Raw genomic sequence first — 17262 nt, 5'->3', positions numbered from 1 at the left:
TTTTTCCCTCAATCTAAAAACGATCCAAAAGCTTTTTGAAAAAACTCACAATGCTTTTATCTCCCACATTATTAAGCACTTTTTGTTCCAACCTATACAAAAGCTTAGAAGCTATGGCTTTGAGCTCATCACTTGCATTAGTGTCATCATCACTAAATAAAGTTCTTTTTTTAATACTAGAACTAATATCTTTACTTTGACCTAAAAATCCTAAAAATTCTAAATTTAAATTATGCTTAATGTTAATATCTGCTACTTTTTTAATGTTATCAAAAATTCTCAAAGCCTCATTTTCATTTTTAACAACATTAAACACCATTAATAAATTCTCTTTAGTCTTTGAAGTGGTTTTTATAGTAGCATAAGCATCAGTAATCGCAGCAGGATCAGGCACAGTGATGACAATAACCTCATCAGACATTTCTAAGAAATTTCCTATATTACCACCTATACCTGCTCCTGTATCAATGATTAAAAAGTCTAAATCATCTAAAATACTTGTTTGATTTAAAAATCTCTCGTAAATATTTTTATCATTATATTTTAAAATTTCATCGCCACTTTCACCTGGGATAAGCCATAAATTTGGCTTTACTTCTATTAAAATATCTTCTAGCGAGCATTCACCCTTTAAAACATGCAAAAGGTTTTTTTCTACACGCACATTTAAAATCACATCTAAATTTGCAAGCCCAATATCTGCATCAAAAAGCCCTACTTTATAACCATTTTTAGCTAGGATGTTACCCAAATTTGCACTAAAAGTACTTTTTCCAACCCCACCTTTACCGCTAGTAACTGCGATAAAATGAGTATGTTTTACATTGGAGTTTTCATTTTTTACTAGATCTTTTAATTTTTCTGCTTGATTACTCATTTTCATCCCTTCTAAAACCTTCTAACACACAACGCACTAAAAAGTCACTATTAGCCACTTCTATATCATCAGGCACTTCTTGACCTATGGAAAAAAAGCTCATCGGAGTGCTAGTTTCATAAAGCAAAGAAAATACATTTCCAAACACTTTTGTTTCATCAAATTTTGTAATGATTAAAGTGTCTATATTTAAAAATGAAAAATTATTATATGTTTCTAATAAATCTTCGTATTTTGTATTTGCTGAAAGTACCAAATTTACATCAATTTGCGCATTAGAATGCGACAAAAATTCTTTTGTTTTTTCAAGTTTTACTTTATCATACTGTGAATTTCCTGTTGTATCTACTAAAATAACCTCACAAGTATTTAAACTTCTAATTGCATCATCTAAATCATTTGGCTCTATACTATCAATAATAGGAAGTTTCATCATCTTAGCATATTGAAAAAGCTGTTCTACTGCACCTATTCTATACGTATCAAGAGTTATAATACCGGTTTTGTAGCGTCTATCTCCATAAGCATAGCGAAAAGCGAGCTTTGCTAAAGTTGTAGTTTTACCTACTCCTGTTGGACCTACTAACATCATGATTTTTTGCTTTTTAATTTCACTTTCCAAACGACATGGAAGCATATTACGCAAAAGTGAGTAAAAATACCTTTGCACTGCTTCTTGATTTGCTTTCATGGTGCTTGGCATATTTTCAATAGTCGCTTTCATAATCGCTTCTAAATGCGCTTCTTGCATACCGCTTGCTTTGGCTTGCTTATAAATACTTGCAAACTCAGGTGGTATAGCTAATTCTTTGCGTAAATCTGCCTTATCATCCCACATCATATCCACAAGTAAATTCATTTTATCATTAAGCTTGTTCATTTGTTTTTCAAAAGCTTCTATTTTTTTATCATAATTTGGATTTGGCATAGAAAAATCTTGATAGTTTGAAACCTTGCTAATTTCTGAACTAACCTGAGAAAGTTTATTTTTTAAATTTAAAAAATTATCATCTTTTTTGCTTGTATTTAAATAAGGATTAATAGGTTTTTGCTTAGCTTTTGAAGAAAAATCAAGCACTACATCTTCTTCTTTTTTTTCATCTTCAAGTTTTGGAGCTTGAATTTTAGCCTCAGGGAAACTTGCTGTATTTGGTTTTTTCTTTGGTGGCATAGGTAAATTGTTTTGCTTTAAATGTTCTTCATAATCAGCTTCTTCAATCGCTACTATAACCTCGTATAAAGGTTTTTGATTGATAGTTTTTGGACGAATTTGCTTATTAGTTACTATCAAAGCCTTATCACCATAATCTTGCTTAACCTTAGGTATAATCTCATCTGTGCTTTCAACTGTAAAAGTATGAATCAATTGTCCCATATTTTTCCTTATCTTAACAAGCCCAAAGGCAAAGTTACACTAATTCTATCATTTAGCCCTACATGAGGCACTGTGCAATACTCATCTTTACGCGCTTTTTTTGAAAAATACAACAAATCCAAATCAAGCGTTCTAGGAGCATTTTTAAAAGTTCTTTTTCTTTTGAATTTAAACTCATAAAAAAACAAAACTTTTAAAAGTGCTCTTGCATGCAAACTTGTACTTACAACCATCACTGCATTAGTAAAGTCTTTTTGCTCTTCAAAGCCAAAAGCTTTATTAATCAAAAATGGCGATGTTTGCAATACTTGCAAGCGTTTATCTTGCATTAAAAGCCTAAATAAACTCCGAAAGCGTTTTTTTTCATCTTCTATATTACTTCCAAGTCCTATAATGGCTATGTATTTTCCTCTTTTTTTTTCATTCGAATAAAAAGGAAAAAAACGAATTTTTTCTAACCTTCTAGCTCCTTTAACCAGCAAATTATAACACCACTGCCTTTTCTTTATCAAGATAGACCATGTCTTCTATCCTAATACCTAGTTTATCTTTGATATAAATTCCAGGTTCAATGGTAAATACCATACCTTCTTTTAGCTCATAATCACTTCTTGGACTAATGTTTGGTAACTCATGTATATCAAGTCCCACTCCATGTCCTAAACTATGAATAAATTCTTTTTCAAAACCTGCGTTTTTAATCACTTCTCTTGCGATAAAATCAAGCTCACTTGATCTCATACCAACGCGTGCTTTTTCTATGGCTTGAAGCTGAGCTTGTTTAACCACTTCATAAATTTGCATAATTTCTTTGTCTTTAAAATTTGGCTTATTTTTATCAAACACTATGCCACTCTCATCAAAACAAGCTGTTCTTGTGCGATCAGAACAATACCTTTGATAAACTACACCCGCATCAACTAATAACAAATCTCCATATTCTAAACATTTATCACTAGGTAAAGCATGTGCTTTAGCCGCATTTTCATTAATAGCCACAATAGGTGAAAAAGAAAGTCCTAAAGCACCTTTTTTTTGAAAAATTTCACATGCTTTAAAATGTAATTCTTTTTCACTTTTTCCATAACCTTCTTGGCTGATAAATTTAGCAAATTCTTCAAAGCATTCTTTGCCAAAATTTACAGCCTTTTGCAAAAGCTGTAATTCTTTAGCATTTTTTATAATGCGTTTATTTTTACTCAAATCTAATTTTTCTTCAAAAACGATATTTGCACTTTTACTAAGTTCTTTAAATTCAAAATAGCTAAAGTCTTTTGGGTCAAAACACACCCTATCAATTCCTGCTTTTTCTAAAAGCTCTCTAGCACTAGCAAAAAGATCTTGTGCTAAAACTACCTTAGCATTTTTTATCATTTCGCTAGCTTCAAAGCTATATCTTGCATCAGTGATGAAAAAAGCTTCATCTTCAAGTTTTAAAAACAAAGCATTATCGCAAGAATAGCCACACTCATAAAAAAGTGCATTTTCGTTTTTTAAGATAAAATTCATTGATTTGCTTGTTGCGCTTTTGCTTGAGCTGCTTTATATGCATTAATTTGATCAAAAATTTGGAAAAGTCCCATTAAAGCCATATGATAACCAAAAGGACCAAAACCTACCACACTACCTGCACAAACTGGTGCTATCATGCTTTTTTGTCTAAATTCTTCTCTTCTATAAGTATTGCTAATATGCACTTCAATCACAGGCATATTAATCGCTGCAATCGCATCGCGGATTGCTATAGAAGTGTGTGCATAAGCAGCTGCATTAATAATCACTCCATCTACACTGCCTAAGCATTCTTGAATTTTATCAACTAACTCACCTTCAAAATTACTTTGAAAAAACTCAATCTCTACATTAGCTTGTTTTGCGGCTTGTTTCATTTGCTCATGGATATCTTCCATTTTCATATTACCATAAATATGAGTTTCTCTCACACCAAGCATATTGATGTTTGGTCCTTGTATCACCATAACTTTCATAATCTAACCTTTATTTAGTAAAATTTACTATATTATAGCATTTTAAAGCTAAATTTTAGCTACAATTTCCCTTTTTAAAGGAGGTAAAATGTTTATAATAGCATCTAAAATCATCTTAACTTGCGATGATGATTTTAATATTTTAGAAAACAAAGCAGTTCTTTTTGATGATAATATTTTAGAAATTGATAGCTTAGAAAATTTACAAAAATCTTACCCACAAGCTAAGCTTATACCAACTCCAAAAGATACCTTGCTTTTACCTGCTTTTATCAATCCACACACGCATTTAGAATTTAGTGCAAATATTAGTCTATGGAAATTTGGAGACTTTTTAAAATGGCTTGATAGCGTTTTTAATAACCGCGAGCAATTAAACGAAAAAGCCAAAGAAAAATTAATCTCACAAAATATCCATAAAATGCTAAAAAGTGGCACTGCTACCATAGGAGAAATTTCAAGTTTTGGGAATGATTTAAACCCTTGTGTCAATTCACAAGCTAGAGTGGTATTTTTTAATGAAATTTTAGGCTCAAATGAAAATTTTATCCAAGCTAAAAAAGAAGAATTTTTAACTCGCTATGAAAAAAGCATGCGTTTTAAAACTTCTAAATTTATCCCTGCTATTTCAGTGCATGCACCCTACTCAACCCACCCAGAACTTGCCAAATTTGCTATAAAACTTGCTAGAGAAAATGATCATTTACTAAGCACACATTTTCTTGAAAGTAATCATGAAAACAACTGGCTAAGGTTTAAAAAAAGTGGTTTTAAAAAGAGCTTAGCTAAATTTAGCAAAAATCCTATGCCATTTTATACCCCACAAAGCTTTTTAGAGCTTTTTAAAGATCAAAGGACTTTATTTACACATTGTGTGTATTTTAAAGAATGGGATTTATTAGATAAAAATTTACACTCGATCACGCATTGTGCTTTTTCAAACAGACTTTTGAGTAAAAATACTTTTAAATTAAAATCTGCTTTAAAAAATGGTGTTAATATCCATCTAGGAACTGATGGTTTGAGTTCAAATACTTCTTTAAGTATGCTTGATGAAATGAGAGCAAATTTACTTATACATGATGATTTAGAGTTAGAAAATTTTGCTAAAATATTGCTTTTAATGGCAACAAACAAAGCCGCAAAAGCTTTAAATTTAAACCTAGGCCAAATTCAAAAAGGCAAAATAGCAGATTTTAGTCTTTTTGCTTTACCAAATAGTGTAAATTTAAAACAACTTCCTTTGCAGTTTATCTTACAAAGCAAAGAAGTGTTAAAACTTTTTATAGAAGGAAAAGAATGCAAATTATAAAATCATTTTTTAAAGGAATTGGAAAAATCATCTCTTATATCAACACTTATTTTAAAACCTTTGTATTTTTATTTATCGTGTTTTTAATCCTTACTCCAAGCGGGGATAATGTCAAACTTTCTAATGCAAACTTAGCACAAATTAATCTTAAAGGTGAAATTAGCGATGCGAGCAATCTTTTAGAACAAATTTACAAAGCCAAAGATGATAAAGCTATAAAAGGAGTTTTGCTTTTTATAGATAGCCCTGGTGGAGCTTTTGCGCCAAGTATGGAAATAGCCTTAGCTATACAAGATCTTAAAGCTAAAAAACCTGTGGTAGTCTATACAGGTGGAACTATAGCAAGTGGGAGTTACTTAAGTGCGGTGGGAGCTGATATGATCATTGCTAATCCTGCTAGCTTTGTAGGGTCTATTGGGGTAATCATGCAAGGCTTTGAAGTAAGTGAGCTTGCACAAAAACTTGGTATAAATGAGCAAACTATCAAAGCAGGAAGCTATAAAGAAGCAGGAACTTTCATGCGTAAATGGAGCGAAGATGAAAAAGACTTTTTACAAAATTTAGCTAATCAAAGCTATGAGCTTTTCACACAATTTGTAGCTAAAAATCGCAAGCTAGACTTAAACCAAACAAACTCATGGGCTGATGCGAAAGTATTTTTAGCAAACGAAGCTTTAAAATTAAAACTCATTGATAAAATAGGCAATTACGAGCAAGCCAAAAAAGAAGTAGAAAAACTAGCCAAAGTACAAAACCCTATCTGGCAAAAAGAAGATGCTATAGATAAGTTTTTAAAACGATTGGAAGAGCAAAGTGCTAGCTTTTTTGCTAACACTTTAGCACGATTTTTCACACAAGTAAGCTCACAAAAAATCTACTAAAATTTAATAATCTCATAAAATCCATAAGTATCATTTTCTAAAAAGCCTTTGTATAAAGGCTTTAGCTTTAAATCTAACTTAACATTTTCAAGAGTATTTAAATTTGAGCTTGAAAAAATCAAAAGCATATCTAACTCATCTTTAAAGGCTTTTAAAAAATTCTCCCCACCCTCATACATGATAAGCTTTGCTTTGCTAGGAATGCTTGTAAAAATTTCTCTTTCAGCTACGCTAAATAAAGGAATGTTTGGATCAAAACTTTCTAAATTTTGACGGCTCAGTATGCATAAATTTGGTGCTTTAGCTTGGGCTAGCCTTGCATCTAAAATAGGCCTATCATGTCTTATAGTTTCTCCACCTACTACAAGCAAATCAAGCTTTGAGCGTAATACATGAGCGTAAGTTCTACTTGCTTTAGAACTTACGCTTTTACCATAAACAGAGCCATTTAAAGAAAGGGCTAGTTTAAAAAATTTAAAGCTTGATTTTTGCCATTTTAAAAAAGGCTTTAAAAGCTCTTTGGCTCTTTGCTCGCAAATTCCCATATGAACTGTTATGCCTTGATTTTTTAAAAACTCTGCTCCACCACTTGCAAGCTTGTGTTCATCTTTAGTGGCAATAAAAACTTCACTAAAACCAAGTGTGCTAAAAAGTTTCGCACAAGGTGGGGTTTTGCCCTGATGATTGCAAGGCTCTAAGCTCACATAAGCACTAGCGCCTTTTAATAACCCCTGATGATTTTGACAAATAAACTCATGCAAATCGTTTGTATTTTGTGGTAAATCTAAATTTGGATTAAGTGCTTTTAAGGCTTTGCTCACTGTTTCAAGTTCTGCATGAGCCTTACCTGCTTCTTTGTGTGCTTCTATGCTTAAGATTTTGCCATTTTTATCTAAGATCACACAGCCTACGGCTGGATTAGGGTAGGTTAAAAGCTGATATTTCCAAGCTTCATCTATGGCTAAATTCATATAAAATTCGTGATTCATACTACCTTCTATCGTTTTACTTTTAAAAATATAGCAAAATATATTAACCACTTATCAATAATTTAAAATTTAAGTATAATAAAATCATGAACATTTTAAAGGATAAAAAATGAATTTATTTTTATTTAATAAAAATCTAGAAGCCTTAAACAATAAAATATTAAAAGAAAAGTTAGAAAATTTTAAACCTCAAAAATTCCAAATTCTACAAGGAAAAGATTCTCTAGATATTAATTTTATACACTATGAGGAAGGGTATACAGTATATAGCAATACCCTTAGTGAATTAAATGAGAAACTAAACTTATATAATGATAAATATCTTTTATATCCTGTGCTTTATTTTTATGGTTTTGGGAATGGAATTTTATATAAAGCTCTTTTACAAAACAAAAATAGACAAAAAATAATTATTTTTGAAAAAGAAATAGAATTTATTTATTTAAGTTTTCAATGTATAGATTTTAGTGAAGAATTAAAAGATCGCCGATTAGTTATTTTAGATATAGAATCAATTGATATTAACACATATAACAACATCTGTTCAAATAGTCCTTTTTTCAACTTTTTGCGTGTTTATTTTTTAGATATTCATTGTGATTATTATGAAAGATACCAAGAAGATATTATAAAAACGAATCAAAATATGCAAATACATATAAAACAAGCTATATTAGCAAAAGGAACCGACTCTCAAGACGCTCTCAAGGGTATAGAAAATTTTATTTACAACCTTCCGGATATTATTTCAAATTTTTCATTCAAAGAATTAATGCTTAAAAGAAAAGGTAGTTCCAAACACGCTATTATAGTTTCAACGGGTCCTTCTTTAATTAAACAACTTCCTTTGCTTAAAAAATATGCAGACAAAGCAACTATTTTTTGTGCTGATAGTGCTTATCCTATACTAGCAAAACATGACATAAAACCTGATTATGTTTTATCTGTAGAAAGAATTAAAGAAACTAGTGAATTTTTTAATAATGATTTTGGAGAATTTGATCAAGATATAATTTTTATTTTATCAAGTGTCACACATCTTAACACGGTCAAATATTTAAAACAAAATCATCGTAAATTTATATTTATCCAAAGAATGCTACCTTTGGATAAATATTTTCACTTAAAGCAATTTGAATATTCAACGGGATGCCCCAGTGTTGCAAATATGGCTTATTTTTTAGCACTAAAACTAGAATATAAAAATATCTTTTTAGTAGGACAGGATCTAGCTTATGGCAGTGATGGATCTTCACATCCAGAAGAATATCACTACGGAAAATATGATACCTATAATCCTCAAGAAATCCATTACAACTTAAAAATATTAGCTTATGGTGGCAAAAACCTTATTCCAACAACAAATACATGGATTATGTTTAAAACCGAATTGGAGAAAAAAATATTATATGCAAAAAATTTTCTTAATATAACGACATATAACTGCACCGAAGGTGGAGCTAGAATAGAGGAAACTATAGAAAAACCTTTTAAAGAAGTTTGTCAAAAAATTCTTGAAAAAGAACCAAAAAAATATTTTACCAAACTTGAAAAATCTAACCTTAATAAACAAATAGAACTTATGTTAAAGTCGTTTTACAAAGTTCATAAGGCTATAAAAATATGCAATATTTTAGAAAAAGAATGCACTCTCACTTTTAATACTTTGTATTTTTTAAGCAATAATGAGAAAAATTTTAATAATATTATAAACCAATTAGATATCTTCAAAGAAAAAATGCACAAAGTATTAATATTACGTTCTATTGCAGATTCTTTAAATGCTCAATTTGAACTCAATCTTGCTAGAATTTATATATTTAATCCAAAAACAAAAGAAGAGGCTTTCAATAAAAACCATCTTTGGATTAAAGAACACTTAGAATGGATACTCACAATAAATAGCCATATAAAAGTATTAAAAAATACTTTGAAAAAAAATATTATAAATATAGAAAATGAATTAAAAAATATGTATCTTCAAAAGTATATTTTAAAAATAGAAAAAACTAGATTGCACTATCAATTTTAATACAAAAATAAAAATGCAAAAACTGCACTTTTATTTTTTCTAATTTTTGTTCTTACTCACTAAGAAATAAATACTTGCCAGTCTTAAATTTTTTTGTAGAAAAAACAAAGACATTATTTTGCTTTAGGAAAGGATAAAATTCACACACTAAGAAAACAAATTCAATAATCAAAGCATCTTAAAAATTTTAAAACTAAGACATATATCTCATAATTTAAAAAATCAAATTTACTAAACATTTGCAAGGCTTTAATATATTGATTATACTTTTTACTTTTTTCCAAAAATATCCTAAAAATTTTTCATTTGAATTTTCTATTTGTGCTTGTATTTTATTTTCATTTAAAAAGTGAAATTCAATAATATTCATACTATTTCCCTTTAACCTACAAATATAAAAATTTGATAGATTTTTGTGTTTAAATTTAATTATACAAAAGATGAGTAAAAATTTAGATTTCTAAATTTTTACCATTGTATGAAGGTTTTAGCTTTTCTTATGTCGCTAAAATTTATAGTAGTTTTTTCTTGAGTTTCTAAATTTTCTAAAGTAATATTTTCATCATCTACAGCGATGATTTTTGCTTCGATTTTTTCTTTTTCACTAGTTGTGATTTTTACAAGTTCGTTAATGCTTTTTGCAAAATGCTCGATTTTACTAAGTTTTCTTTCAAGTCCACAGCTTGATACTTCTAAAAAATAATCCCCACTCACAGGTCGTTCTACATCAAAAATAGGCGATAAAATCTCACTAAGCCTAGCACAATCATCAAGATTTACCCCGCCTTCTTTTTGTACATAAATTCTATAAATTTTTCTACCATTTTCACTTACTAGCTCATCATCATAAAAACTAAGCCCTGCTTCTTTACAAAGTGCTTCAAGATTCATTTTGTTCCTTTTTGATTTTTTCAAATAAAGCATCCATATGGTTTTGATACTCTAATCTATCATCAAATTTAAAGTGAAAATTCGGACATCTATACCACCCTTGCTCGCTCATGCAGTAATTTTGCAAAGCACGGGCAGCTTTTTTAAGTTGATTGAGTATGATTTCTTGCTCTTGGGTATTAAAAAACATTTTATCTAAATACACAAAAGCATCGTATCTGCCTTTTTTACACTCCACATCCACTACACACAAGTTTTTTAAAGCTTCATTGTCTAAATTTGCTAAAGCTTCTGGTATAAGCTCTTTTAAAATGCTTTCTGTGCGTAGCTTTTTGATTTCTGCTGGGTTCATAGGCTTACTTGTTCCTCAACTTCTTTGTAACTTTCTATATAATCCCCCACTCTCATATCATTACAACCTTCTATGCCTACACCACATTCATAGCCTTTTGCAACTTCTCTTACATCATCTTTAAAGCGTTTGAGCGAGCTTACATTACCTTCAAATACCACAACCCCATCTCTAATAAGCCTGATTTTAGCACCACGATTGATCGTGCCTTCTGTTACCATACAACCTGCGATTTGTCCTAGTTTTGGTACATTGATCACTTGACGAATTTCAGCTTGACCAAGTTGTTCTTCAGAGATGATAGGACTCATCATACCACCTAGTAAAGCTTTTACATCATCAAGCAAGTTATAAATAACATTATAAGTTTTTATCTCTACACCTTTATCTTTAGCACGTTCTTTGATCTCACCAGTTGGACGTATATTAAAACCTAAAACGATAGAGTTTTCACTTGCACTTGCAAGCTCTATATCACTTTGAGTAATACCACCTACCCCGCTATGGATGATATTAACTTTAATCTCATCGTTTTTAAGTTTTTCCAAACTAGCCTTAATCGCTTCAAGCGAGCCTTGCACATCTGCTTTTAAGATCACAGGAAGGGCTTTTAAATTGCCTTCTTTGATTTTTGCACCAAGCTCATCTATGCTTACTTTAGTGGATTTACTTAATTCTTTTTGGCGGTTGTATTCATGGCGTTTATTAGCATATTCTCTTGCTTGTTTATCGCTATCTACGGCTATTAAAGTTTCTCCCGCGTCAGCTACTTCACTAAGACCTATGATCACCCCGCACTCACCTGGGCCTATTTCTTTTAAAGCTTTGCCTTGATCATCACTCATAGCACGCACTTTACCATAAGCTTCCCCTGCTACGACTGTATTTCCCACTCTTAAAGTACCATTTTGTACGATGATAGTAGCCACAGGACCTCTACCTTTTTGCACTGAAGATTCTATAATACTTGCTTTAGCATGGGCTTTTGGATTTGCTTTAAGCTCTAAAATATCAGCTTGTAATAATACAATTTCAAGTAAATCCTCTATACCATCACCCTTTTTAGCTGAAACTGGCACAAACTCATGACTTCCACCCCACTCTACTGGCATGATATCCATTTCTGCTAACTGAGTTTTTACCATGTCAGGATTTGCGTTTTCTTTATCCATTTTATTAATAGCGATGATGATAGGTACATTAGCTGCTTTTGCATGATTAATCGCTTCTTTTGTTTGAGGTTTTACCCCATCATCTGCAGCTACTACGATAATAACAATATCCGTTATACTAGCTCCCCTTGCACGCATAGCAGTAAATGCCTCATGGCCTGGAGTATCGATAAAAGTGATTTTTCTACCATTTTTTTCCACCATGTAAGCACCAACATGTTGAGTAATCCCTCCTGCTTCACCGCTTGCAATGCGTGATTTTCTTATATAATCAAGCAAAGAAGTCTTACCATGATCAACATGCCCCATGATAGTGATAACCGGAGCTCTTTGGCTTAAATTTTCTTCTGTTTGATTTTCATCATAATCTTTTACATAATCAAACTCATCAGCCTCATCGATGATATTAATCTCCACTCCAAATTCAGCTGCAAGAATTTCAATAGCATCCTCATCTAAAAAATCATTTTTAGTCGTCATCATACCAAGCATGAAAAGCTTAGAGATAACTTCTCCGGTGTTTTTACCAAGTTTTTCAGCAAATTCATACACACGAATTTCTTTAGGTATGCTTACACTTGTGATCGCTTCACTTTCTTTTTTCTCTACCTTTTTAGGTGATTTTTTACGACTTCTTCTTTGTATACCACCCTCGCCAAATGGATTGATAGAATTATTTAAAGATTGCTTTAAGATATTTGGTTGTTTTTTGTTTACTGGTTGCGCTGGTTTGTTTTCTTTTACGCTAAAATCAGGTAAAACCACCATATCATCATCTTCTAAAGAAATATCAGCAAAATCTTTATCTCCTAAAAGATCCATTTTAGTAGTATTTTCTTTTTTGCTTGCTACAGGATGATTTTTCTTTTCTTTTTTCTTTCTTTTTAAATTCTCATCTGAATTTGAAAAAATCATGCTAAGGCTTAGACCTTGAGTAGCTTGAGTACTAGCTTTTTCTTCTTTATTTATTTGAGTTTCTTTACTTTCTTCTTTTTTCTTTTTAACGATGACCAAGCCTCTTCTTTTGGCTAAATTTAAATTAGAACCTAGCTTTTCATCGAGTTTAATTTCTTCTTTTTTTTCTTCTAATACTTCATTTTTTATAGGATTTTCAGGTTGTTTTTCTTCTTTTTTTGTTTCATCTTTTTTTTCACTTGCTGCTTTAGCAGGACTTTTACTTTCTTTTTTGGTAGTAGTTTTTTTATCTTCTTTTTTACTTTCTTCTTTTTTAGTAGTTTTTTTTGCTGTACTTTCTTTTTTAGGCTTGGCCACTTTTTTTACCACATCTAGTATTTCGCCTGATTGAACGTATTGATAAATCGCTTCTGCGATTTCAGAAGATACTTTTTTGTTAGAGGATTTGATATCTTCTAAGCCCATTTCATTGGCTTTTTCTATAATTTCTTTACTTGTATATCCTAACTCTTGAGCAATCTCGCTAATCTTTACATCTGCCATTAAAAAATATCTCCTTTAAATCCTGCTGATTTATATTACCATGAAAATTGCCTTTGCAAGCTCTCATAAAGGCCCTTTGCAATGTTTTTTCATCTTTATCAAAACATGAATTACAAATATATAAACTCCTACCAAATTCCACTTTAGTGATAATTTGAGAATTTTTTATTTGGAATTGATGCAAACTTTGCTTTTCATAACGGCCTTTGCAAACAATGCACATTCTAATGGGTATATGATTTTTCAAAATTATATCTTTTTTTTGGAATTTTTAGCAAATTTTAAAGCCCTCATCATCAAATTCTAAAAGTTCAACTCTAAATTTAGCAAATTTATTTTTGATTTTTTCTTTGATTTTTTTAGCATCATCTTTATAAGCTAGAGTAAAAAAGCTCGAGCCTGAGCCTGAAAGCGTACTCATGAGAGCATTATTATCTAAAGCTAGTTTTTGCACCTCAAAAAGCTCGGGCAAAAGCTTCATTCTTTGGTTTTGATGAAGTTTATCCAAACTTGCATATTTTAACATGTCATATTTTTTTTCTAAAAAACAAGCAGTTAAAAATGAAGCATGGCAAAGATTAAAAACACCATCTTCTAGGTTGATTTTTTTAGCTAAAACTGCTCTTGATTTTTGAGTATTCATCGCTACATTTGGTATGGCTATAATAGCTTGTAAGTCTTTATCTACTTCTTTTTTTATAGCTAAAACTTTTTCATTATGAGTTAATGCACACACAAAACCCCCAAGTGCTGCTGGAGCTATGTTATCTGGATGGTTTTCATATTTTAAAGCTTCATTTAAAATGGTATTTTTATCTGCTTTAAATCCACTTAATTCATAAGCACAAGCAATAGCCCCAACTATTACAGCAGAAGAGCTTCCCATACCTCTAGCCAAAGGGATGTTATTTTGAAAAACAAAGCGGAAATTATCTTTTTTATCACTTAGTCTTTGATAAATTTCATAAAAAATATTAACAAAGGTATTGTTTTTTTTAAGATAGATATTATTTTCACCTTCTCCATGTATACTAATGCTAAAAAATTTAGATTTTTCAACTATGGTTTGATTAAAATATTTTAAACTCAAACCCAAGCAATCAAAACCAGGACCTAAATTTGCACTTGTAGCAGGAACTAAAATCTTCATTTTTTACCTTAATTAATCGCATCTAAAACATAAAAAGGTGTATTTTCTTTGCTGAAATTTAAACCTTTTAAACTTTGGGGCATAAAAAAATTTCCCGCTTGTGTCTTTTCTAAAACAATCTCATCATCATCTTTTTTTACAAAACATAAGTGTTTATTTACAGCTATAGGAGCGTTATCATTTAGCTCAAAAGCACTAATAGCTTTTAAAGGTATATTTTTAACTATAGCTAGGGTTTTAAAAGAAACATAAGAAATTTTTATACCCATATAAGAGCCTGGTCCATGCACGTAGATAAGCTTTTCAAACTCATATTGTGAAAGTAAATTTTGCAATATTTTTGGCAAAACTTCACTAACTTTTAAATCATTCTCAATGGTTTTTATCAATACATCATTTTCATAAATACCAAGCATCAAAGGTTTTGCTATGACATTTAAAAGCAAAGTAACCTTTTTTATGCAAAAACCTTTTCATAAACTTTATGTGCGCTTTTTTCTAAACTTACCACTTCATAGGCACTAGGATCTTTTAAAAGTTCTTTGGTTAAAAGATGATTAAGTTTGTGTGAGCCTGCATAAGAAGTATAATCTCCAAAAACTCTACATCCAAGCAAGGTTAAATCACCTATGGCATCTAAAATTTTATGGCGCACAAATTCATCTTTAAAACGCAAACCTTCAGGGTTTAAAATACGATTATCATCAATCACAACAGCGTTTTCTAAGCTTCCACCAAGACCTAAATTCATAGCTCTTAAAGCTTGAACATCCTTTAAAAAGCCAAAGGTTCTTGCTCTTGCTATTTGCTCTATGTAGTTTTGTTTGCTAAATTCAAAACAATAATTTTGCTTACCTATAATAGGATTATCAAATTCGATTGTATAGTTTATAATAGGCATATCCGTAGGACTTAAACGTACAAATTTATTACCTTCTTTTACTTCTACACTCTTTTTAATCACTAAAATTTTTTTAACCGCGTCAAGCTCTTTTATGCCTGCTTCTTCAAGCATCATACAAAAGCCTATGCTACTACCATCCATTACAGGAGCTTCATTAGCATCTAAAACTATACGTACATTGTCAATACCATAAGCATTAATCGCACTCATTAAATGTTCTATAGTAGAAACATAACCTCTATGATCACCTATTACAGTAGCCATTTGCGTATCGATGACATTTTCAGGCCTTGCCTCATAAGAAATTCCTAAATCGCTTCTATAAAACACTATACCACTGCCAGCTTCTAATGGCTCTAATTTTATACTAATAGGCCCACCCTTGTGCAAACCTATGCCAACACCTTTAACTTCTTTTGCTATTGTTGTTTGATTCATTTTTATTCACTCAAAATTCTTTTTTTGCTTGATTCTAATATATTATAGATATTTTCTTTTATCCATTTTGCATCTTGCCATTGCTCAGGACGCACTTCAACCCCTTGCACTAAAACACCAAAATGCACATGATCTCCAAGTGCTAAACCTGTAGTACCTGTAGTACCTATAACATCACCTGCTCTAACTCTATCTCCTACATTTACATCCACATTAGTGCAGTGTCCATAAAGAGTATAAATACCAAAACCATGATAAATAATAATATTTAATCCATAAATTCCATTTTCTTGCACAAATACAACTTCACCATCGTTATTGCTAATAATAGGTGCTTCTTTTATGCTTGCTAAATCAAGCCCCATATGATAAGAGCTACTAAATGCTTGATTATTATAAGAATAAAATCTATGGTCAGCATAATCAGCTACTTTTTGGCCATTTTTTAAAGGTTTGAAAAGATTAACTTTAAAATTATTAATCATAGTATCAGGAACTTTACTCGTAATATCATGAATGATAACTTCATTAGAGGCTCTTAAATCTTCATTAACAAATTTAAATTTTTCAAGCCTGCTTAATTCTCTATCTTTTGGAGCATATTTTTGTGCTAAAAATTCGATCTTACCATCTAAAAATCTATCACTTACTTTTATATTTGATACACGGTATTTTTTATTAGTAAAATAATATCTAATTCTTTGTTTGTTTACATTACCTGCTTTATCTACTGCCACTACATAAGCTCTAAAGTGCTCATCAGTAGCCTCCCAAGGAATCAAAGCAGCATAATATCCTTCTTTTACAAAAGGAGTTGCTTTAAAAATTTTGTCTTTATCAGTTGTGATATAAACTTCTTGTAAATTCTCATCACTTGCTTTAAATACCACACTACCTACTCCGCCTTGCTCGATTTGGTAAGAATTATCTAAAATTTCTACAAGCGGTTTTTTAGTATCAATGATAACTTTTACTTCTTTAAGCGCTTGATTTCCTAAAAAGAAATTCCAAAAACTACTATCACTTGCTTCTATTACAAGTTTATAAGAATCAACTTTTTCTTTATAAGCTGGTTTCGGTAATTTTAAATCAAAATGAATGCTTTTTTTATTACCTTTAACATGCTCATTAACAAGCATTTCGCCATTTAACTCATTTGCCTTAAATAAAGTAACTTTTATATCTTTTAAAGCACTTTCATCGCTTACTTCTATAGATATAGGGTCTGTTAAATTACTATAAATAATATCTGATTTTGTTTGAATCAACGGAGGATTTTTTTCAAACAACTTTGTATTTAAAACAAATACCACAAAGGCTAAAAGTATTAAAAAAACTACAAAAATCCATTTTTTATTTGATCTTTTACGCGCAAAAACCATATTTTCACTTTCAATCTATTTTTTTAAAAATATATTATTCTTTAGCAAATTAAGAGTAAAT

The 17262-nt window shown here is 30.6% G+C and carries 18 protein-coding genes; 3 read left to right on the top strand and 15 right to left on the bottom strand.

Going from position 1 to position 17262, the window contains the following annotated elements; all coding sequences use genetic code 11:
- Positions 1 to 13: 13 nt before the first annotated feature.
- Genes flhG through aroQ form a run of 5 tightly spaced genes read right to left on the bottom strand, consistent with a single transcriptional unit; the run spans position 14 to position 4240 of the window.
- Positions 14 to 877 carry a flagella biosynthesis ATPase FlhG gene (flhG, locus tag CAMP18498_RS04900; RefSeq protein ID WP_337197834.1) on the bottom strand — a complete coding sequence of 288 codons (864 nt, stop codon included), beginning with the start codon at positions 875 to 877 and terminating at the stop codon, positions 14 to 16.
- Entirely contained in the window at positions 870 to 2252 is a 1383-nt protein-coding gene (flhF, locus tag CAMP18498_RS04895) for a flagellar biosynthesis protein FlhF (protein WP_263727514.1), read from the bottom strand. The genes flhG and flhF overlap by 8 nt, the downstream gene beginning before the upstream one ends.
- Before the next feature lie 8 nt (positions 2253 to 2260).
- Positions 2261 to 2734 (bottom strand): 2-amino-4-hydroxy-6-hydroxymethyldihydropteridine diphosphokinase, encoded by a 474-nt coding sequence (folK, locus tag CAMP18498_RS04890; RefSeq protein WP_337197833.1) that lies wholly within the window; start codon positions 2732 to 2734, stop codon positions 2261 to 2263.
- Between the two features lies 1 nt (position 2735).
- Positions 2736 to 3761, bottom strand: a complete 1026-nt coding sequence (locus CAMP18498_RS04885) for a M24 family metallopeptidase (RefSeq protein ID WP_337197832.1) — start codon at positions 3759 to 3761, stop codon at positions 2736 to 2738.
- Positions 3758 to 4240, bottom strand: a complete 483-nt coding sequence (gene aroQ / locus CAMP18498_RS04880; protein ID WP_039625266.1) for a type II 3-dehydroquinate dehydratase — start codon at positions 4238 to 4240, stop codon at positions 3758 to 3760. Before aroQ ends, CAMP18498_RS04885 begins: the two co-directional genes overlap by 4 nt.
- 88 nt (positions 4241 to 4328) lie before the next feature.
- On the opposite strand from aroQ, the gene mqnF reads away from it, so the two are divergent.
- Positions 4329 to 5552 (top strand): aminofutalosine deaminase family hydrolase, encoded by a 1224-nt coding sequence (mqnF, locus tag CAMP18498_RS04875; RefSeq protein WP_337197831.1) that lies wholly within the window; start codon positions 4329 to 4331, stop codon positions 5550 to 5552.
- A complete protein-coding gene (gene sppA, locus CAMP18498_RS04870) occupies positions 5540 to 6433 on the top strand; it encodes a signal peptide peptidase SppA (protein ID WP_337197830.1) in 894 nt (297 codons plus the stop codon). Before mqnF ends, sppA begins: the two co-directional genes overlap by 13 nt.
- Here the strand turns inward: sppA and ribD are convergent.
- Positions 6430 to 7422: a bifunctional diaminohydroxyphosphoribosylaminopyrimidine deaminase/5-amino-6-(5-phosphoribosylamino)uracil reductase RibD gene (gene ribD, locus CAMP18498_RS04865; RefSeq protein ID WP_337197829.1), complete on the bottom strand. Its 993-nt coding sequence runs from the start codon at positions 7420 to 7422 to the stop codon at positions 6430 to 6432. The genes sppA and ribD overlap by 4 nt on opposite strands.
- A gap of 109 nt (positions 7423 to 7531) precedes the next feature.
- Between ribD and CAMP18498_RS04860 the strand changes: the two genes are divergently transcribed.
- A complete protein-coding gene (locus CAMP18498_RS04860) occupies positions 7532 to 9454 on the top strand; it encodes a motility associated factor glycosyltransferase family protein (RefSeq protein ID WP_337197828.1) in 1923 nt (640 codons plus the stop codon).
- A gap of 214 nt (positions 9455 to 9668) precedes the next feature.
- Here CAMP18498_RS04860 and CAMP18498_RS04855 read toward each other — a convergent pair whose 3' ends face one another.
- The 9 genes from CAMP18498_RS04855 to CAMP18498_RS04815 all read right to left on the bottom strand — a co-directional run bounded on the left by CAMP18498_RS04855 (position 9669) and on the right by CAMP18498_RS04815 (position 17201).
- Positions 9669 to 9824, bottom strand: coding sequence for a hypothetical protein (locus tag CAMP18498_RS04855; protein WP_337197827.1), 156 nt, complete (start codon positions 9822 to 9824; stop codon positions 9669 to 9671).
- A 98-nt stretch (positions 9825 to 9922) separates the two neighbouring features.
- Positions 9923 to 10345: a ribosome maturation factor RimP gene (gene rimP / locus CAMP18498_RS04850; protein ID WP_337197826.1), complete on the bottom strand. Its 423-nt coding sequence runs from the start codon at positions 10343 to 10345 to the stop codon at positions 9923 to 9925.
- Positions 10335 to 10697, bottom strand: coding sequence for a 30S ribosome-binding factor RbfA (rbfA, locus tag CAMP18498_RS04845; RefSeq protein ID WP_039617407.1), 363 nt, complete (start codon positions 10695 to 10697; stop codon positions 10335 to 10337). Before rbfA ends, rimP begins: the two co-directional genes overlap by 11 nt.
- A complete protein-coding gene (gene infB / locus CAMP18498_RS04840) occupies positions 10694 to 13327 on the bottom strand; it encodes a translation initiation factor IF-2 (protein WP_337197825.1) in 2634 nt (877 codons plus the stop codon). Before infB ends, rbfA begins: the two co-directional genes overlap by 4 nt.
- Positions 13308 to 13550, bottom strand: coding sequence for a DUF448 domain-containing protein (locus CAMP18498_RS04835; RefSeq protein ID WP_069099694.1), 243 nt, complete (start codon positions 13548 to 13550; stop codon positions 13308 to 13310). The genes infB and CAMP18498_RS04835 overlap by 20 nt, the downstream gene beginning before the upstream one ends.
- A 48-nt stretch (positions 13551 to 13598) precedes the next feature.
- Positions 13599 to 14477, bottom strand: a complete 879-nt coding sequence (thrB, locus tag CAMP18498_RS04830; RefSeq protein WP_337197824.1) for a homoserine kinase — start codon at positions 14475 to 14477, stop codon at positions 13599 to 13601.
- Positions 14478 to 14485: 8 nt separating this feature from the next.
- Entirely contained in the window at positions 14486 to 14893 is a 408-nt protein-coding gene (locus CAMP18498_RS04825; RefSeq protein ID WP_337197860.1) for a tRNA threonylcarbamoyladenosine biosynthesis protein TsaB, read from the bottom strand.
- A gap of 41 nt (positions 14894 to 14934) precedes the next feature.
- Entirely contained in the window at positions 14935 to 15819 is an 885-nt protein-coding gene (gene lpxC / locus CAMP18498_RS04820; RefSeq protein WP_337197823.1) for a UDP-3-O-acyl-N-acetylglucosamine deacetylase, read from the bottom strand.
- A gap of 2 nt (positions 15820 to 15821) precedes the next feature.
- Positions 15822 to 17201 (bottom strand): M23 family metallopeptidase, encoded by a 1380-nt coding sequence (locus tag CAMP18498_RS04815; protein ID WP_337197822.1) that lies wholly within the window; start codon positions 17199 to 17201, stop codon positions 15822 to 15824.
- Between the last annotated feature and the right edge of the window lie 61 nt (positions 17202 to 17262).

Origin of the sequence: Campylobacter sp. W0066.2, assembly GCF_024723515.1 — a bacterium.
Classification (GTDB): Bacteria; Campylobacterota; Campylobacteria; order Campylobacterales; family Campylobacteraceae; genus Campylobacter_D.
The sequence above is the reverse complement of the archived record's forward strand: the minus strand, read 5'-3'. Positions and strand labels throughout refer to the sequence as shown.